Origin of the sequence: Youhaiella tibetensis (genome assembly GCF_008000755.1) — a bacterium.
Classification (GTDB): domain Bacteria; phylum Pseudomonadota; class Alphaproteobacteria; order Rhizobiales; family Devosiaceae; genus Paradevosia; species Paradevosia tibetensis.
In genome coordinates, this window is sequence record NZ_CP041690.1 from 4,310,146 (window position 1) to 4,328,348 (window position 18,203).

The 18,203-nt window shown below is 66.4% G+C and carries 19 protein-coding genes; 12 read left to right on the top strand and 7 right to left on the bottom strand.

Translation table 11 applies throughout. The annotated features are described in order from the left end of the window. The first annotated feature begins 28 nt into the window (after positions 1-28). Positions 29-625, top strand: coding sequence for a TetR/AcrR family transcriptional regulator (locus FNA67_RS21185; RefSeq protein ID WP_147658043.1), 597 nt, complete (start codon positions 29-31; stop codon positions 623-625). Between the two features lie 63 nt (positions 626-688). Then, complete coding sequence (locus tag FNA67_RS21190; RefSeq protein WP_049707044.1) at positions 689-1,690, top strand: adenosine kinase; 1,002 nt, start codon at positions 689-691, stop codon at positions 1,688-1,690. 110 nt (positions 1,691-1,800) lie between these two features. Here the strand turns inward: FNA67_RS21190 and dnaJ are convergent, their stop codons facing one another. Then, a complete protein-coding gene (dnaJ, locus tag FNA67_RS21195; RefSeq protein WP_244616414.1) occupies positions 1,801-2,931 on the bottom strand; it encodes a molecular chaperone DnaJ in 1,131 nt (376 codons plus the stop codon). A 181-nt stretch (positions 2,932-3,112) separates the two neighbouring features. Further along, complete coding sequence (locus tag FNA67_RS21200; protein ID WP_049707046.1) at positions 3,113-4,168, bottom strand: alpha/beta hydrolase; 1,056 nt, start codon at positions 4,166-4,168, stop codon at positions 3,113-3,115. Between the two features lie 243 nt (positions 4,169-4,411). Between FNA67_RS21200 and FNA67_RS21205 the strand changes: the two genes are divergently transcribed. After that, positions 4,412-5,185, top strand: a complete 774-nt coding sequence (locus FNA67_RS21205; RefSeq protein ID WP_147658044.1) for an outer membrane protein — start codon at positions 4,412-4,414, stop codon at positions 5,183-5,185. Between the two features lie 88 nt (positions 5,186-5,273). Here the strand turns inward: FNA67_RS21205 and dnaK are convergent, their stop codons facing one another. Both dnaK and FNA67_RS21215 read right to left on the bottom strand, forming a co-directional pair. After that, positions 5,274-7,181 carry a molecular chaperone DnaK gene (gene dnaK / locus FNA67_RS21210; protein ID WP_049707048.1) on the bottom strand — a complete coding sequence of 636 codons (1,908 nt, stop codon included), beginning with the start codon at positions 7,179-7,181 and terminating at the stop codon, positions 5,274-5,276. Positions 7,182-7,389: 208 nt separating this feature from the next. Next, on the bottom strand, positions 7,390-7,725 hold the full coding sequence (locus FNA67_RS21215) for a hypothetical protein (RefSeq protein ID WP_049707049.1): 336 nt from the start codon (positions 7,723-7,725) through the stop codon (positions 7,390-7,392). Between the two features lie 201 nt (positions 7,726-7,926). On the opposite strand from FNA67_RS21215, the gene FNA67_RS21220 reads away from it, so the two are divergent. The 3 genes from FNA67_RS21220 (at position 7,927) to FNA67_RS21230 (ending at position 10,871) form a co-directional block, all read left to right on the top strand. Next, positions 7,927-9,726, top strand: coding sequence for an aminodeoxychorismate synthase component I (locus FNA67_RS21220; protein WP_210246409.1), 1,800 nt, complete (start codon positions 7,927-7,929; stop codon positions 9,724-9,726). Between the two features lie 67 nt (positions 9,727-9,793). Further along, on the top strand, positions 9,794-10,216 hold the full coding sequence (locus FNA67_RS21225; RefSeq protein ID WP_049707050.1) for a hypothetical protein: 423 nt from the start codon (positions 9,794-9,796) through the stop codon (positions 10,214-10,216). A gap of 25 nt (positions 10,217-10,241) precedes the next feature. Next, positions 10,242-10,871 carry a nicotinamidase gene (locus FNA67_RS21230; protein WP_147658045.1) on the top strand — a complete coding sequence of 210 codons (630 nt, stop codon included), beginning with the start codon at positions 10,242-10,244 and terminating at the stop codon, positions 10,869-10,871. Positions 10,872-10,924: 53 nt separating this feature from the next. Here FNA67_RS21230 and grpE read toward each other — a convergent pair whose 3' ends face one another. Both grpE and hrcA read right to left on the bottom strand, forming a co-directional pair. Then, positions 10,925-11,533: a nucleotide exchange factor GrpE gene (gene grpE, locus FNA67_RS21235; protein ID WP_049707052.1), complete on the bottom strand. Its 609-nt coding sequence runs from the start codon at positions 11,531-11,533 to the stop codon at positions 10,925-10,927. Positions 11,534-11,593: 60 nt separating this feature from the next. After that, complete coding sequence (hrcA, locus tag FNA67_RS21240; protein ID WP_147658046.1) at positions 11,594-12,679, bottom strand: heat-inducible transcriptional repressor HrcA; 1,086 nt, start codon at positions 12,677-12,679, stop codon at positions 11,594-11,596. Positions 12,680-12,823: 144 nt separating this feature from the next. Here hrcA and rph point away from each other — a divergent pair, with 144 nt between their 5' ends. From rph to FNA67_RS21260, 4 genes are read left to right on the top strand one after another with little or no spacing between them, the layout of a single operon-like run. After that, complete coding sequence (rph, locus tag FNA67_RS21245; protein WP_049707053.1) at positions 12,824-13,540, top strand: ribonuclease PH; 717 nt, start codon at positions 12,824-12,826, stop codon at positions 13,538-13,540. Continuing rightward, entirely contained in the window at positions 13,540-14,205 is a 666-nt protein-coding gene (locus FNA67_RS22080) for a non-canonical purine NTP pyrophosphatase (protein ID WP_049707054.1), read from the top strand. The genes rph and FNA67_RS22080 overlap by 1 nt, the downstream gene beginning before the upstream one ends. Further along, complete coding sequence (gene hemW, locus FNA67_RS21255) at positions 14,192-15,352, top strand: radical SAM family heme chaperone HemW (RefSeq protein WP_244616415.1); 1,161 nt, start codon at positions 14,192-14,194, stop codon at positions 15,350-15,352. The genes FNA67_RS22080 and hemW overlap by 14 nt, the downstream gene beginning before the upstream one ends. A gap of 32 nt (positions 15,353-15,384) precedes the next feature. Continuing rightward, complete coding sequence (locus FNA67_RS21260; protein ID WP_049707056.1) at positions 15,385-15,588, top strand: hypothetical protein; 204 nt, start codon at positions 15,385-15,387, stop codon at positions 15,586-15,588. A gap of 36 nt (positions 15,589-15,624) precedes the next feature. On the opposite strand, the gene FNA67_RS21265 is transcribed toward FNA67_RS21260, so the two are convergent. Further along, positions 15,625-16,872, bottom strand: coding sequence for a penicillin-binding protein activator (locus FNA67_RS21265; RefSeq protein ID WP_147658047.1), 1,248 nt, complete (start codon positions 16,870-16,872; stop codon positions 15,625-15,627). A gap of 86 nt (positions 16,873-16,958) precedes the next feature. On the opposite strand from FNA67_RS21265, the gene rsmI reads away from it, so the two are divergent. Together rsmI and FNA67_RS21275 are read left to right on the top strand one after the other, a co-directional pair. Next, on the top strand, positions 16,959-17,858 hold the full coding sequence (gene rsmI / locus FNA67_RS21270) for a 16S rRNA (cytidine(1402)-2'-O)-methyltransferase (protein WP_244616416.1): 900 nt from the start codon (positions 16,959-16,961) through the stop codon (positions 17,856-17,858). Continuing rightward, entirely contained in the window at positions 17,827-18,195 is a 369-nt protein-coding gene (locus FNA67_RS21275; RefSeq protein ID WP_049707058.1) for a YraN family protein, read from the top strand. Before rsmI ends, FNA67_RS21275 begins: the two co-directional genes overlap by 32 nt. Positions 18,196-18,203: the final 8 nt, after the last annotated feature.

An 18,203-nucleotide genomic window follows, 5' to 3' on the forward strand; every position in this document is an offset into this window, starting at 1 on the left:
CTCGCTGAGATAAGGCCATATGTAAACAATGTCAACATCGCAACCCAATCCCTATCATCACGGCGACCTGCGCCGCGCACTGATCGAGGCCGGGCTCGCCCTCCTGGCAACGGGCGGCGCCGAAAGCCTGGGGCTGCGCGAGGTGGCCCGCGCCGTCGGCGTTTCGGCTTCCGCCCCCTATCGCCATTTCGAGAACCGCCAGGCGCTGCTGGCGGCGGTGGCGCGCGAAGGCTTCATCCAGTTCGACGCGCACCTGCGCGCCGCCGGCAAGGACTGGCCGGCCGACCAGCAGCTCGAAGTCATGGGGCGGGCCTATATCGGCTTCGCGCTCGACCACCCCCAGCTGTTCCGGCTGATGTTTTCCCCGCTGGTGAGCAAGGATGCCAACCCGGCGCTCATGGAGGCAGCCCGCGCCGCCTATGAGTCGCTGGCCGCCCTCGCCGCCCCGCAGAACCCCGAGGCGCGGCGCGAGGCGACGGTCTCGACATGGGCGCTGGTGCACGGGCTTTCGGTCCTGCTGCTCGACGACCAGATCCGCATCGAGGGAGAGGCGGACCGCGACATGCTGGTCGAGGCGGTGCTGGCGCGATTCGTCGCGGGATTGCGGGCCATGGCCGCCGCCTAGTTGCGCGGGCGGGGGAAGTCCTTTATGTCCGGCGAGGCTCTATTGCACCTCTCGGAGACCTAAATGGCCGATACCCGGTACGACGTCCTCACCATCGGCAACGCCATCGTCGATGTGATCGCCAGGATCGAGCCCGGGTTTCTGGAAAGGGAAGGCCTCTCCGAAGGCATCATGCACCTGGTCGATACCGACCGCTCCGCCTATCTCTATGAGCGCATGCCCGCCGACAAGCGCCAGATTTCGGGCGGCAGCGCTGCCAATACCGCCGCGGGCGTCGCCTCGCTGGGCGGGCGCGCGCGTTTCGTGGGCAAGGTCGCCGACGACCAGCTCGGGGACGTCTTTGCCGACGACCTCAACGCCATCGGCGTTCATTACGACACCAGCCGCCTCATCAACGGCGCGGCGACGGCCCGCTCCATGATCCTGCTTTCGGACGATGGCGAGCGGACCATGAACACCTATCTCGGCGCCTGCCACGAGTTGACCGAGGCCGATATCCGCGAGGACGAGATCGGCTCCGCCGCCATCACCTATATGGAAGGCTATCTCTGGGACCCGGTCGAGGCCAAGAAGGCCTTCGTGCGCGCCGCCCACTATGCGCACAAGCACGAGCGCCCCACCGCTTTCACGCTTTCCGATCCCTTCTGCGTGCACCGCTACCGCGAGGAATTCCTCGACCTCATGCGCTCGCGCACCATCGACTACGTCTTTGCCAATATCGAAGAGGCCAAGGCGCTCTACCAGACCGACAACCTGCAGGACGCGGTGCGCGAGATCGCCAAGGATGCCGAAGTCGCCGCCATCACCATGGGCGCGGCGGGCGCCATGGCGATCTGCAACGGCGAAGTGGTGACGGTGCCGGCTTTCCCGGTCGATGTGGTCGATGCCACGGGCGCCGGCGATCTTTTCGCCTCGGGCTTTCTGCTGGCCGTGGCGCGCGGGCAGAATTTCGACATGGCGCTGCGCGCCGGATGCCTTGCCGCTTCGGAAGTCATCTCCCACATCGGCGCCCGCCCGGTGGTGGACCTGCAGGCCCTGGCCGCCGAAAAGGGCCTTGCCGTCTAGCATCTGAAGACCCGGGGGCCGGTTGGCCTGGCCGATCGAAGCAAAAACGCCCGCCCCACGGTGGTGAGGCGGGCGCGATAGGCGATGAATGCTCGCCCGTGGGCGCGCGCCTAGGCTTCAAAAATATGCTTGAGCTTGGAGAAGAACCCTTCCGAGGTCGGGCTGTTCGTATCCGTCGAGGCCTTGGCGAATTCCTCGAGCAGCTCGCGTTGCTTGCGGTTGAGGTTCTGCGGCGTTTCGACTTCGAGCTGGACATAGAGGTCGCCCACGTCCTTGGAGCGCAGCACCGGCATGCCCTTGCCCTTGAGCCGCACGCGCTGGCCCGGCTGGGTGCCGCCGGCCACCTTGACCTTGGCCCGACTGCCGTCGAGCGTGGGCACTTCGAACTCCCCGCCCAGCGCCGCCGTGGTCATGGCGATGGGAATGCGCGCGTAAAGATCGGCGCCGTCGCGCTGGAAGAGATCGTGTGGCTTGAGGGAGACGAAGATGTAGAGGTCGCCCGGCGGTCCGCCGCGCAGGCCCGCCTCGCCCTCGTTGGCGAGCCGGATGCGGGTGCCGTCCTCGATGCCCTTGGGAATATCGACCGAAAGCTTGCGGTTTTCCTGCCGCCGGCCCTGGCCGCCGCAGTCGGTGCACGGATTGTCCATGGTCTGCCCGCGGCCCTGGCAGGCGGGGCAGGTGCGCTCGATGGTGAAAAAGCCCTGGGCGGCGCGGATCTTGCCGTGCCCGTTACAGGTCCGGCAGGTCGAGGCGCCGGTGCCTGGCTTGGCGCCCGAGCCGTCGCAGGTGGCGCAGCTGACCAGGGTCGGCACGTCGATCTCGACCGTGCGCCCGGCAAAGGCTTCCTCGAGCGTGATGTCCAGATTGTAGCGCAGGTCCGAGCCGCGCAGGCGCGAGGCGCCGCCGCGGCGCCCGCCACCCATGAAGTCCCCGAAAATATCCTCGAACATGTCCGACATCGAGGAGGCGAAATCGGGACCGAAGCCATGGGCACCCTGGCGCGCGCCACCGCCATTCTCGAAGGCGGCGTGCCCGAACCGGTCATAGGCCGCGCGCTTCTGCGGGTCCTTGAGGGTGTCGTAGGCCTCGTTGATTTCCTTGAACCGATGCTCGGCCTCATGGTCGCCCGGATTGCGGTCCGGGTGGAACTGCATCGCCAGTTTGCGATAGGCGCTTTTGAGCCCAGCTTCGTCAGAGCCCCGCTCTACGCCGAGCACGTCATAAAAATCTCGTTTGGCCAAGAAAGCAGTTCCCCGAGCGGCCCCCATGGGAGCCTGCGCGTTTTTTGTTTCGTCCGGTCGCTTTGACGCGTTTGTCCAGCAAATGCGGGGCTTACGCCTCGCGTCTTAACAATGGTAAGGCGCCCCGCTCTTATCAAGAGGGGCGCGCGCTATCAACACTTGGCTGGAGGGGAGTGCGACTTCAAATCTTGCGGCGGCGCAGGGCGAAGGCCTCGACCAGGTTATTGGCCGCCTGGCTCTGGGCGAACATGGCCTTGTTGACCAGGGTTCCCAGCCCGAAAAATCCCTGGGTAACGCCATCATAGACGCGCAGGTCCACCGAGACGCCCTGGGCGTGGAGCACCTCGGCGAGCTCCTCGCCCTCGCTGCGCAGGGGATCGATCTCGGCCAGGATCAGCGTCACCGGCGGCAGGCCCTTGAAATCCTTGCGGCCGACCAGGTCGATGCGGGGATCGGCCGCATCGGCGCGCGTCTGGAACGCGTGCCGGAAGCACCATTGCATGGTCGGCGTGCCCACCGGTCGTGCCCGCATGTTTTCGATATAGGAGGCATTGGCCATGTCTTTGCCCGCCACCGGATGTACCAGCACCTGATGGACAGGCATGGCGATGCGCTCGCCATGGGCCTGAAGGGAAATGTTGAGGGCCATGTTGGCGCCCACGCCCTCTCCGACCACGGCCGCCTTGCCCGGATCCGCGCCCAGGCTCGCGCCATGCTCGAGAAGCCAGAGCCAGGCCGCGTAGCAATCCTCGTGGGCGGCGGGAAACTTGTGTTCGGGTGCCAGCCGATAGCGCGGGGCTACGACCACCGCGCCGGTCTTGCGCGCCAGCGCCCGCGGGGTGGCCGCGCTCTCCTCGCCGGGGCCGACGACCCAGCCCCCGTCATGGCAGTAAAGGATCATCGGCGGGGTGACCGTGGCATCGGTAAGGCGCGAGCGGTAGACGCGGGCCGGGATATCGCCCTCGGGGCCGGCGATGACGATGTCGTCGACCTCCACCCCGCTTTCGTCTTCCTCGCGCCCGGCCCGGGCCAGCACCATCCTGGCGGCGTCTTCCAGGCTCGCCTGGCGCCGCGCCTCGGCAGGCAGGCAGGCTTCGAGCGGCCTGGCGCCGAGATCGCCCAGCGCCTCGATCACGTGTGCCATGTCGGCATCGGCGCGCACCATGGGATTGCCGGTGATGAACTCGCCGGCCTGCCCCAGCGCCTCGCCGGTGGATCGATCGTGAAAGGAAGTCATGTTCGCCGCCCCGGGACCCGAAGTCCTCGCCTGATGGAGATCGGAGCTTTTCTTCCCAGTTGGGCCGAGTTTGGGCAGGGAAATGGCGGGATCAGGGTAAGAAGATGACCCTGATTCACGTGAAACGCTGTCGGGATCGCCCGGGTCGACTTGTCGCGAGCAATCGCACGGGGCTAGGGTTGGCTATTGATTCCGGCCGTCGATCCAGGGCGGCCCTGCATTTCAGCCCGGAAAGGTCATCCGTTGCGGCCGCAGCTTTTCTCCATTGCCCTTCTGCCCCTCTCCCTGCTCGTGCCGGGCTTGGCGCAGGCTCAGACCCTTCCGGCAATGGACTGGTCCGGCGCCTATCTCGGCGCCGGTCTGGGCGGCGTCGTCGACATCGCCAACACATCCGGCCAGGGCTCCGACAACGGACAACCCGCCTATTTCAACGCCACCGACCTTGCCCAATTGCGGTCGGCGCTCGCTGCACAGAACTCGACCACGCGTCTTGCCGGCCAGGTGTTCGCCGGTTTCGGGCAGCAAACCGGCCAGCTCTATTACGGCCTGGAAGCCAGCATGGGCACGGCCAGCCTGGAGGGATCGCGCACCACCAGCCAGGATTATGACTCCCTGCCGGGAACCAGCTTCACCAACACCCTTGCCTATTCGGCGCATTGGCAGGCCGCCCTGCGGGCGCGGCTCGGCATCGCGCGGGATAACTGGCTGGCCTATGTCAGCGGCGGGCTGGCGGCTACCCAGTTTCACCTTGATGCCACCTTTTCGGACACCAATGGCGCCACGCCCGGCCGTGGCTCGAGCAGCAGCGATCCGCTGGTTCTGGGCGTAACGCTCGGACTCGGCGCCGAATATGCGCTCGACGAGCACTGGTCGGTGCGCGCGGACTACGCCTTTACCCATTTCGGCGAGGCATCGACCACGATGGCTATCGTCTATCCCGGCTTCAGCAGCGATCTGCGGAACGGCGTGCAGTTGAGCAGCCACACCGTAACGGCCGGCCTCTCCTACCGGTTCTGACCGCAGCGGCCCCAGGCTTGGCGTCCAAGGCGCGCAAAACAAAAGCCCCGGTGTTTCCACCGGGGCTTTCGCATTCCTATGGTCCGACTTAGGCGGACTTCTGGTCGTCGTCCTTGACTTCGGTGAAGTCGGCATCGACGACGTCGTCGTCCTGCTGGCCTTCGCCCGAGGCCGAGGCTTCCGCTTCCGCCTGGCTGGCCTTGTACATGGCCTCGCCCAGCTTCATGGACGCTTCGGCGAGCGCGGCGGTCTTTTCCTTGATCGCCTCGGCGTCGTCGCCCTCGATCACGCCCTTGAGGTTGGCAATGGCGGTCTCGATGGCGCTCTTGTCGTCAGCGGAAACCTTGTCGCCATAGTCCTTGAGGGACTTCTCGGTCGAGTGGATGAGGCTCTCGGCCTGGTTCTTGGCCTCGACCGCCTCACGCTTCTTCTTGTCGGCGTCAGCGTTCTGCTCGGCTTCCTTGACCATGCGCTCGATATCGGCGTCCGAAAGACCACCGGAGGCCTGGATGCGGATCTGCTGCTCCTTGCCGGTGCCCTTGTCCTTGGCCGAGACCTGCACGATGCCGTTGGCATCGATGTCGAAGGTCACCTCGATCTGGGGCACGCCACGCGGTGCGGGCGGAATGCCGGTCAGGTCGAAATTGCCGAGCAGCTTGTTGTTGGCGGCCATTTCGCGTTCACCCTGGAACACGCGGATGGTCACGGCCGACTGGCTGTCCTCGGCAGTCGAGAACGTCTGGCTCTTTTTGGTCGGGATCGTGGTGTTGCGATCGATCAGGCGCGTGAACACGCCGCCGAGCGTTTCGATGCCCAGCGAGAGCGGGGTCACGTCGAGCAGCAGCACGTCCTTGACGTCGCCCTGCAGCACGCCGGCCTGGATGGCGGCACCCATGGCGACCACTTCGTCCGGGTTGACGCCCTTGTGGGGTTCCTTGCCGAAGAAGTTCTTGACCGTCTCGATGACCTTGGGCATGCGCGTCATGCCGCCCACCAGCACCACTTCATCGATCTGCGCGGCGGTGACGCCGGCATCCTTGAGGGCCTGGCGGCACGGCTCGATGGTCTTGGCGATGAGGTCATCGACAATGGCTTCGAGCTTGGCGCGGGTCAGCTTGAGCGTCAGGTGCTTGGGACCGGAAGCATCGGCCGTGATGAACGGCAGGTTGATTTCGGTCTGCGTGGAGCTCGACAGTTCGATCTTGGCCTTTTCGGCAGCTTCCTTGAGGCGCTGCAGGGCGAGCTTGTCCGAACGCAGGTCGATGCCCTGCTCCTTCTTGAACTCGTCGGCCAGGTAGTCGACCAGGCGCATGTCGAAGTCTTCGCCGCCCAGGAACGTGTCGCCGTTCGTCGACTTCACTTCGAAGACGCCGTCGCCGATCTCGAGCACCGAGATATCGAAGGTACCGCCGCCAAGGTCATAGACCGCGATGGTGCCGGTGTTCTTCTTGTCGAGCCCGTAGGCGAGCGCTGCCGCCGTGGGTTCGTTGATGATGCGCAGGACTTCAAGGCCGGCGATCTTGCCGGCGTCCTTGGTGGCCTGACGCTGCGAATCGTTGAAATAGGCCGGAACCGTGATCACGGCCTGGGTAACGGTCTCGCCGAGGTAGCTTTCGGCGGTTTCCTTCATCTTCTGAAGGATCATGGCCGAGACCTGGCTGGGCGAATACTTGTCGCCGTGCACTTCCACCCAGGCGTCGCCATTGTCGGCCTTGATGATCTTGTAGGGGACCAGGTGCTTGTCCTTTTCCACCATCGGATCGTCGTAGCGGCGCCCGATCAGGCGCTTGACGGCAAACAGCGTGCCTTCCGGATTGGTAACGGCCTGGCGCTTGGCCGGCTGGCCAACCAGGCGTTCGCCGTCATTGCTGAAGGCGACCATCGAAGGCGTGGTACGCGCGCCTTCGGCATTTTCGATAACTTTGGGATTCTTGCCATCCATCACTGCAACGCAGCTATTGGTGGTCCCCAAGTCGATACCGATTACTTTTCCCATTTCCTTAGCCTCTCTCTCAGCAGACCCGATCTGGAACCCCGTTAAAGGCAGTTCCGTGACCGCTAGTCGGGCCGGGTCCCTATAGATTGCAAAGTGCCCGTTTTGCGGGCCTGGCGCTGATATAGGGGCAAGGCCAAACGCCTTCAAGCGTGACCGGCCATGAAATGCAAACCAGCGCCGCCCAGGTCTCGAACGGCGCCGGCCTTGGTCAGTTGTCCGAGAGCGTATACTCGCCCAGCGAGCACAGGTCGATCTCTTCGCGAACGAATTCGCTGCCGTCCTCGAAAACGAACTTCATGTCGTACACACACTGGTCCGAACCATCAGCGATGGTGACGTTGACCTGGCTGCCCGACGGCATCACGTCCTCACCCAGCACGTCTTCTTCCCATTCCCCGACATTGGCGGGGGAGGTGTAGAAATTGGTGATGTTGTAGGACGAGGCGTTGGTGAGCACGAACGTGAGGTCTTCGGCCTGCGCCGCGGCGGGCATGGCGAAGAGCGCGAGGGCGGCGAGGCCGCCCAGGATGATGTGCTTGGACATCTTTGGATATTCCCTGAAAAGTCCGGGACGAAAAGCCGTCCCGGGCGCCGAGCTTGTTGCCTCAGATTTGCGGTTTGCGCCAGAAGCCGCCATCGGCATTCCTCAGGATTGGTGAACGGCGACCGGATCGTCCCTCGCGAAGCGCGCTTTTTGTCGCCCGGCACCTTGCGCAAATCAGCGCCGCCCGATTTGGTGCGCGCCATGCCTAGCCCCGGAACCCTGCTGCTCGACGACATGCGTCCCCGCCCCGTGGGCGGCGCGCTGCTATTCGAGGCGCCGCGCGAGATCATCCGCGCCCATGACGCCGCCGGGGCGATGGCAGCGCTGGCGCGGCTCGAGGCGGCGCGCGCCGAAGGTCTCTGGGCCGCCGGCTATCTCGCCTATGAACTGGGTTATGTCTTGGAGGAGCGGCTGGCGGCACTGCTGCCCGAGCGCTCCGAAACGCCCCTCGTCTGGTTCGGTCTCTACGATGCGCCCCGTCCGGTCGATGCCGCAAGCTGGCTGGAGGAAGCGGCGGGCGCCGAGGCGGCGAGGATCGGGGAGATCGCGCCCACGCGCACCCTTGCCGACTACGTCCCCGCGTTCGAGGCGATCAAGGATCACATCGCGGCGGGCGACACCTACCAGGTCAACCTGACCCTGAAGGCGCGCTTCGGCTACGAGGGCAGCCCCGCCGCCCTTTATCGCGCCCTGCGCCGCCGCCAGCCGGTGGCGTTTGGCGCCCTGATCGACTGCGGCGACCACGCCGTGCTCTCGCTCTCTCCCGAACTCTTCGTCGAAAACCGCGGCGGCCTGCTGCGGGCGCGCCCGATGAAGGGCACCATGGCACGTGGCCGCACCCTGGCCGAGGACGAGGTGCAGCGCCGGGCGCTCGCCGCCGACGTCAAGAACCGCGCCGAAAACCTGATGATCGTCGACCTGCTGCGCAACGACCTGGGGCGCGTCGCGGAAATGGGGAGCGTCAAGGTCACCGACCTTTTCACCGTCGAGACCTATCCGAGCCTCCACCAGCTCACCTCGGGGATTACGGCGCGCCTGCGCGAAGGGCTCGGTCTTTCCGAAGTGCTGGCGGCGCTTTTCCCCTGCGGCTCGATCACCGGGGCGCCCAAGATCGCGGCCATGGAAATCATCGCCGCCCAGGAGACGGGACCGCGCGGCGTCTATACAGGGGCCATCGGCTATTTCGCCCCGGACGGGGATTTCTCGCTTTCGGTCGCCATCCGCACCCTCACGCTCGCGCCTTCAGGCACGGGGGAGATCGGCATCGGCGGCGGCATCGTCGCCGACAGCGCCGCCGGGGCGGAGTACGAAGAGGCCTTGCTCAAGCTCAAGTTCCTGCGGCCAAGCGAGCCGGTGGCCCTCATCGAGACCCTGCTGTGGTGTCCGGACGAAGGTTTCGTGCTGCTCGGGCGGCACCTCGAGCGCCTGGCGCAATCGGCGGCCTATTTCGGCATAGCACTCGCCGAGGGCGCCGCCCAGGAGATGCTTTCGGCGCACGCCGCCGGCTACACCAAGGACATGCGCGTGCGTCTGCTGCTTGCCGAGGACGGCACGCTCTCGATCACCGACCAGCCCCTGCCGCCGCCGGCCGAGGCGCCCCGGACTTTCCGCTTCATGCTGGCCGAAGAGCGCATGGACCGCGCCAATCCGCTGCTCTTCCACAAGACCACCGCGCGCGGCTTCTACGACCAGCCGCGCCAGGCCGCCGCGGCCGCCCATGGCGTGGATGAAGTGGTGTTTTCCAACCGGGAGGGCGAATTGACCGAGGGTTCGATCACCTCGCTCTTCCTGGAGCGCGATGGCATGCTCCTCACCCCGGCACTCGATTGCGGCCTCCTGCCCGGCACGCTGCGGGCCGAGCTCCTGGCGACGGGCAAGGCGCGCGAAGCCGTGCTGACGCCGGCCGACCTCAAGGGGGCCGACCGCATCTTTCTGGGCAATTCGGTCCGCGGCCTCATGCTGGCGCAATGGATCGAAAATCCACTCGACCCATCGAATTGACATAAAGACCCGGCTTGCTCCCGCGATGAATCGGGGCACCCATGCACCCACAGCAAAGGACTTCATAATGCGTATTCTCACCGGCCTGACCCTCGCAGCCCTTCTCGCGACGGCCGTTCCGGCCTTCGCCCAGGCCGCGACGGAAACCCCGGCCGCTCCCGCCGCAGAAGCACCGGCGGCCGCACCCAAGGCGCCCGCGCCGGCGCCCGAAGGGGTGAGCGATGAAGCCGACAAGTTCCTCTGGTGCGGCCACGCCCTCAACTTCGCCTCCAACTTCGCCAAGGAAGGCGGAGACGAGGACGCTGCCAAGGCCATGCTCGAAAATGGCGGCAAGCTCATCGAGAAGGGCGCGGCCATGCTGCCCGACCTGGCGCCCGAAAAGCTCGAGGCAGCCAAGGCCGCCTATGTCGAGCAGATCAAGGTCGAGCTTGAAGGCTCTGGCGAAAATGCCAAGTTCACCTACGATGAATGCATGACGCTGGTGCAGTAACACCGGCAGGCAACGGGACGCTCTGATGGGATTTGACTTGCGGGCCGATGACGCCCTGATCGTTGTGGACCTGCAGGTCGATTTCCTCCCCGGCGGCAGCCTCGCCGTCAACGGGGGCGCCGAGATCGTCGCTCCCATCGAGGCCCTGGCCCAGCGCTTCGCCAATGTCCTTCTGACCCAGGACTGGCATACGCCCGGCCACATCTCCTTTGCCAGCGCCCACCAGGGGCGAAAGGTATTCGAACGCATCGAGCTCGACTACGGCCCCCAGGTGCTCTGGCCCGACCATTGCGTGATGGGTACGCCCGGCGCCCGCATCGTCTCCGAACCGCTGCTCGAGCGGGCGCAGCTCGTGCTGCGCAAGGGCTACCATCACGAGGTCGACAGCTATTCCGGATTTCGCGAAGCCGATCGCAAGACCCATACGGGCCTGGCCGGCTATCTGAGGGAGCGCGGGCTGCAGCGCCTCTTCGTCGTCGGCCTCGCCACCGATTTCTGCGTCAACTGGACCGCACTCGACGCGGCGTCCAATGGCTTTGAAACGCTGGTAGTGGAAGACCTGACCCGCGCCATCGATACCGATGGCTCGCTGGCCCAGGCCTATGCCGAGATGGATAGCGCCGGCGTGCGACGCATCGGGGCAAGCGACATCTAGCCGCCTGCCGGACGGGGCGAATTCCATCGCCCCGGCCAGCTTTCACGACAGGATCAGGCGCTCTTGTCGACGCCGCCTTCGGGGGCCTCGCCGGCATTGACCGGCTTGGCGCCGCCCTTGGCAACGCCCACCATGGCCGGACGCAGCACGCGATCGCCGATGGCGAAGCCCGCCTGCACCACCTGCACCACCGTGCCTTCCGGGCGCGTCGGGTCGGGAACCTCGAACATGGCCTGGTGCTTGTGGGGATCGAACTTCTGGCCTTCCGCCTCGATCGGCTTGACGCCGTGCTTGGCCAGGAGCCGTTGCATCTCGCGCTCGGTCATCTCGATGCCCTCGATGAGGGTCTTGAGCGTGGCGTCGCCCGTCTCGCGCGCTTCGGCCGGCAGGCTCGAGAGCGCGCGGCTGAGCGAATCGGTGGCCGTCAGCATGTCGCGGGCAAAGCCGGCAATGGCATAGGTCCGCGTATCGGCGATCTCGCGTTCGGTGCGTTTGCGCAGGTTTTCCATGTCGGCAACCGTGCGCAGCAGCTTGTCCTTGAGGTCGGCGACTTCCGCCTGCAGCGCCTCGGAGACATCGACTTCAGGCGTCGTGGCCCCAGCGCTCTCGGTCTTGGCCTGTTCGTCCGGCGCGCCGGACGCCGTGTTTTCGTCACTGGTCATTACGATATCCGCATCTGGGTTGATTGGTTGACCCGCATATCGGCCAAGCCCGGGATTTTTTCAACCCTGGCGAGCCTTTCGCGCCATCATGGTGGAGATGACGTTGGCCGTATAGTCCACAACGGGCACGATGCGCGCATAGTTCAATCGCGTCGGCCCGATGACGCCCAGCACGCCCACCACCTTGTCGTTGGCGTCCTTGTAGGGCGAGAGGATCACCGAGGAGCCCGAGAGCGAGAACAGCTTGTTCTCCGAGCCGATGAAGATGCGAACCCCTTGCGCCGTCTCGGCATCTCCGAGCAGCTCGATGAGCCCGTCCTTGCTTTCCAGCTCATCGAAGAGCTGGCGCATGCGCGTCAGGTCGTCCGATTCCATGGTGGCGTTGATGAGGTTGGCGCGCCCGCGCACGATGACGGTGGGCAGCACGGAATCGGAATTGGTCGAGAGCGTCGCCAGGCCTTCCTCGACCAGCTTGCGTGTCAATTCGTCCAGTTCCGACATCTGCTCGGCCCGCTGCTGCTTGAGTGCGGCGCGTGCTTCGCGCAGGGTCCGGCCGACCACGAGGTTGGCGAGGTAATTGCCCGCCTGCGTCAGCGCCGAGGCGGTGAGCCCGGGCGGCAGCGGCACGATGCGGTTCTCGACCTGCCCGTCCTGCCCCACCAGCACCGCCATCGCCCGGAAGGAATCGAGCCGAACGAACTCGATATGCTTGAGCACCATGTCCGACTTGGTGGCGATCACCACCCCTGCCCCATGGCTGAGCCCGGAGAGCAGCTGGCTGGCTTCGGTCAGCAGGTCTTCCAGTCCCCCCGCCTGGGCGCTTCCCTCGATATGCTTGGAGATCTCCTTGCGCTCGCGCTCGTCCACCGCGCCCACTTCGAGCATGGCATCCACGAAGAACCGCAGCCCGAGCTGGGTGGGGGCGCGGCCCGCCGAGGTGTGGGGCGCCGCGATGAGGCCGAGCTCCTCGAGGTCCGCCATCACGTTGCGGACCGAGGCAGGCGAAAGCGACAGGTCCAGCATGCGCGAAAGATTGCGCGACCCCACCGGCTCGCCCGTTTCCAGGTACCGTTCGACCAGTTTCTTGAAGATGTCCTGGCTGCGCGCATTGAGCGCGGTGAGGAATTCTTCGGGGGGCTTGGGCATGCGCGACGACAAAGGGACGTTCCCGCGTTAACGATCTCTCCTCATTTAAGGGCAAAGCCGCGGCCCGCCAAGCCGCTCAACCTTGTGGTTAGGGCCCATGAAGGTTAAGAGGCGGTTAACGATCCAGTTTCCAGGTGATTTGCCATGCGCCCCTCCGGACGCGACTCCAGCGAAATGCGCGCCGTGACCCTCGAGCGCAACGTGGCGCCCAAGGCGGAAGGTTCCTGCCTCGTCGCATTCGGCTCGACCCGCGTACTGGTCACCGCCTCGGTCGAAACCTCCCTGCCTTCCTGGCGGCGTGGCCAGGGCCTGGGCTGGGTCACGGCCGAATACGGCATGCTGCCGCGTGCCACCGGCACCCGTACCCGGCGCGAAGCCACTGCCGGCAAGCAGTCCGGCCGCACCCAGGAAATCCAACGCCTCATCGGGCGCTCGCTGCGCGCCGTGGTCGACATGGCCGCGCTTGGCGAAAACCAGATCACCATCGACTGCGACGTGCTCGAGGCCGATGGCGGCACCCGCACCGCCTCGATCACCGGCGCCTATGTGGCGCTGGCCGATGCCATCGCCTGGATGAGCGAGCGCAAGCTGGTCAAGGCCAACCCGCTGCGCGACACCGTCGCCGCGGTCTCCTGCGGCATCTACCGGGGCACCCCGGTGCTCGACCTCGACTATCTCGAGGACGTGGAAGCCGAGACCGACGCCAATTTCGTCCTCACCGGCTCGGGCAAGTTCGTCGAGATCCAGGGCACGGCCGAGCAGACCCCGTTCAGCCGCCAGGAACTCGACATGCTCATGGGCCTGGCCGAGAAGGGCATTTCCGAACTGACCGTGCTGCAGAAGACGGCGCTGGAGATCTGATGGCTCCCAATATCACCCTCAAGGCCGGCGATCGCCTGGTTGTGGCGACCCACAACGCCGGCAAGCTCGTCGAATTCCGCCAGCTTTTCGAGGGTCTGGGCGTCGATCTGGACCTGGTCTCGGCCGGCGAGCTCGACCTGCCCGAACCGGATGAAACCGGCACCACCTTCGCCGAGAATGCCCGCATCAAGGCCCATGCCGCCGCGCGGAGCTCGGGGTTCATCGCCCTTTCCGACGATTCGGGGCTCTGCGTCGATGCGATCGGGGGCAAGCCGGGCGTCTACACCGCCAACTGGGCGGGCGTGCGTCCCGATGGCGGCCGCGACTTTTCGGTCGGCATGCGCCGGGTCGAAGACGCGCTCCAGGCCGCGGGCGCCTCGACCCCGGCCCAGCGCCATGGCTCGTTCAACGCCACCCTCTGCCTCGCCGCTCCCGACGGGCGCGACGACCTTTATGTCGGAACCGTCGAGGGCACCCTGGTCTGGCCGCCGCGCGGCGATCTCGGCTTCGGGTTCGATCCGGTCTTCATGCCGGAGGGCTACGACATCACGTTCGGCGAGATGCCGAGCGAGGACAAGCATTCATGGTCGCACGGCAAGGCCGGCCTCTCGCACCGCGCCAAGGCGTTCGCCAAGCTCGTGGAGAGCGCCATTGAGCGTGGATAGGTTCAACAACCTCTTCGGGGTCTACATCCACTGGCCGTTCTGCGCGGCCAAGTGCCCCTATTGCGACTTCAACAGCCACGTCCATCGCGGGCCGTTCGACGAGGCCGAATACCTCAAGGCCTATCAGCGCGAGATCGCCGCCACCGCCGCCCGCATTCCCGGGCGCAAGGTGCAGTCGGTGTTCTTCGGCGGCGGCACACCGTCCCTGATGGCCCCGAAAACCGTGGCCGGCATCCTCGACGCCATCGCCGAGCACTGGACGGTAGACGACAAGGTCGAGATCACGCTCGAGGCCAATCCGACGAGCGTCGAGGCCGACCGCTTCCGTGGCTATAAGGCTGCCGGGGTCAATCGCGTTTCCCTGGGCGTCCAGTCGCTGCGCGAAAAGCCGCTGGCCGAACTGGGCCGGCTGCATTCGGTGGACGAGGCCATCGCCGCCGTGCGGCTGGCGCAGTCGATCTTTTCGCGCTCGAGCTTCGATCTCATCTACGCCCGTCCCGGCCAGACCCTCGAGGACTGGGAGGACGAGCTCAAGGAAGCGCTCTGGCTGGCCCAGGGCCATATCTCGCTCTACCAGCTCACCATCGAGCAGGGCACGCGCTATTTCGACCTGCATCGCGCCGGCAAGCTCAAGATGCCGAGCGAAGACCTGTCGGCCGATTTCTACGAACTGACCCAGGACCTGGCGCGCTCGGCCGGCATGCCGGCCTACGAGATCTCCAACCACGCCCGGCCCGGCCAGGAGAGCAAGCACAACCTCACCTATTGGCGCTACGGCGAATATGCCGGCATCGGGCCGGGGGCCCATGGACGCCTCGTCATCAACAACGAGCGCCACGCCACCGCCGCCGAACGCATGCCCTTCGAATGGCAGAAGCTCGTCACCGCCCGCGGCCAGGGCCTGGTGACCGACGATACCCTTACCTGGGAAGAACAGGGCGACGAGTTCCTGGTCATGGGACTGCGCCTGCGCGAGGGGATCGATCCGGACCGCTATTCGGCCCTCTGCGGCCGGCGCATTTCCGAACGCCAGATCGCCACGCTCAAGGGCTACGGGTTCGTCGAAACACTGGCCAACGGCAATATCAGGGTGACGGACAAAGGCTGGCCGGTGCTCGACGCCGTGGTCGCGGACCTGGCAGCTTAGGAGGTATCGTCATTTAGCTGGGAGGGGGACCCATGTCGAAGATGGACGAATATGCCCGGGGAAAGCGGGACGGCGTGCGGGCAGCCGTGGAATGGCTTCACCTGAGAGCCAAGGGGATGAACGATCCCCATGCGCGCCGAATTCTCGACAGCGCAGCCCTGCACCTGGGCGAAGCACGCAAGGCCGACGTCACCGGCTGGCTGCGCGGCAAGGCAGAATCCTCTCCGGCCGAATAACGTCTGCCGCCCTGGCGGCCTGGTGGCCGTGCCGCGCTAGAGTTTCGGCCCGTCGACCAGCGTGGCGGCGCCATTGCCGACCCGTTTCATCACCAGCGCATATTGGCTGCGCCCGTCGGCCAGGAAACGGAAGACGCCGTCCCGGCCGGTAAAGCCCGATTGGCTGGTCAGCACCGCCCGGTCGAATTTCGGGTTGCTCATCGAAAGATGCGAATTGTTGACCAGGATCACCGCCGTATAGGCGATGGTGGTCAAAGGATGCGGCTGGCTGGCGAACCGGGCGGCGTATTGCGGGGCGATGGCGCGCAGCCCCGCGTCGTCGACGGCTGGAAACACCGCGCCGGCAAAGGCCGGGTTGCCGAAAATCTCGCCGGCATTGTCCCACTGGGACGAACCGACCACCAGCCCGGGCCGCACTCCCGCCGCCGCCAGGGCCGCCGCCACCTTGCCCGCGCTCTGCCGGTCCGGCACGAAGAGAGCATCGAACCCGCCCTTGTTCTGGGCGAGGCGCTGGGCGGCGCTGCGCAGTTCGGCGTCGGACCCGAAAGCCAGGCTCGGCCCGATGGTGAGCCCGAGCTCGAACACCCCCTGCTCGAACGCCGCCTTCTGCACCGCTCCATAACTGGTGTTGGGGAAGAGCCCTGCGACCCGGCGTTTCCCCTGTGCCTTGGCATAGGCGAGGCTGCGCCGCACCTCGACCTCGGGCAGGACGCTGAGAAGATAGACGCCGGGACCCGCCGCCGCGCCATTGTTGGAAAAGGCGATCATCGGGATGCCGGCGCCGCGCGCCACTTGCGCTGCCGGGACCGTCTGGTCGCCCAGGAGCGGCCCGAGAATCAGGCTGGCGCCCTCGGCGACCGCCGCCTGCGCCTGGCGCGCCGCTCCGTCCGGCGCCGTGCCGGTGTCGCGCAGCGAGATGGAAATGTTCTCGGCGATCTTGGGATTGGCCTCGATGAAGCTCATGGCGAGGCGCGCGCCATTGGCCATCGAGCGGCCGGCCGCGGAGATGCCCTGGTCCCCCGAGAGCGGCAGCAGCAGCGCCACCCGCACCGGCCCGCGCCCGATGATCTCGGCATTGCCGGCCACGGGCGATTGCCCCGGCATGGCCATATTGCCTGGCGCCGGGCCCACCGGTTGCGCCATGGGCTGGCCCGGGAGGGGTTGGCCCGGAATGGTGCGCAGGCTATCGAGGTCCAACCCGCCGATGGTGCAGCCGCCAAGGATCGCCGCGCCGCAGAGCGCGATGGCTAGGAGCTTGCAAAGGCGTGCGCTTCCGGCGATCACTGGGCTCGGGCCTTTTGCGGGGAATGGGTTTTCGCCCGCAAGGATGGAAGAGCCCCCTTAACACCGCCCTAACCGAAGGACCGCCCTTGCCCGACGCCCCCGACCAGAAAAAAGGCTATTTCATCGGCGGGGCGAGCTTCGAGGCGCCGCGTCCGGCGCCGGGCCTCTACGTGGTCTCCACCCCCATCGGCAACCTGCGCGACATCACCATCCGCGCCCTCGAGACGCTGGCGGGCGCCGACCAGGTGCTGTGCGAGGATACCCGCATGTCCGCCCGACTCCTCGACCATTACGGCATCCGCACGCCCAGGAAGGCCCTCCACGAGCACAACGAGCGGGCCAGGGCCGAAGGCATCGCCGATGAGATCGCCGCAGGCCGGGTCATTGCCCTCATTTCCGATGCCGGCACCCCGCTGCTTTCCGATCCGGGTTTTCCGCTGGTGCGCACCCTTGCCGAGCGCAACCTGCCGGTCTTTGCCATTCCCGGCCCCTCCGCCCTGCTCTCGGCGCTGGCGGTGGCGGGACTGCCGACGGACGCCTTTTCCTTCATCGGTTTCCTCCCCGCCAAGGCGGTCGCGCGCGGCAAGGCGATCGCGGCGCTGAGGGGCCGGACGGAAACCCTCGTCTTTTACGAATCGCCGCGCCGGCTCGATGACGCCCTCGCCGCTCTTGCCGAGCATCTGGGCCCCGACCGGCCGGCCGCCGTCGCCCTGGAACTCACCAAGCGCTTCGAGCGCGTCGAGCGCGGCACGCTTGGCGAACTCGCCAGCTTCTTTGCCGCCGACGAAACGCGCGGCGAGGCCGTGATCGTGGTTGCCGGCGCCAGCGAGCCCGAAACGCCGGACGCCGCCGACTGGCAGGCGGAGCTCGCCACGGCCCTCGACGGGCAGCCGCTGCGTTCGGCGGTCGATGCGGTGGCGGAAAAATACGGGCTCAAGCGAAAGGACGTCTACGATGCCGCCCTCGCTCTCAAGGCAGCGCGCTGAGCGCGCCGGCCGCCGCGCCGAGTTCTGGGCCGCCTGGTTCCTGCGGCTAAAACTCTATTCCATCCGGGCGCAGCGCTACAGAACCCCGGTGGGCGAGATCGACCTCGTCGCCTCCCGATTCGGGGTCACCGTCTTCGTCGAGGTCAAGGCGCGCGCCCGGCGCGGCCATGAACTCGAGGCGCTCGAAGCCGTCGACCAGCGCCGCATCTCGCGCGCCGCCGACTATTTCCTCACCCGGCACCCGGCTCTTGCCGATTCACCGCTCCGGTTCGACGTGGTATTCCTTGCGCCCTTCATGTGGCCGCGCCACCTCGTCAACGCCTTCGATGCCCTCTAGAGAGTTCC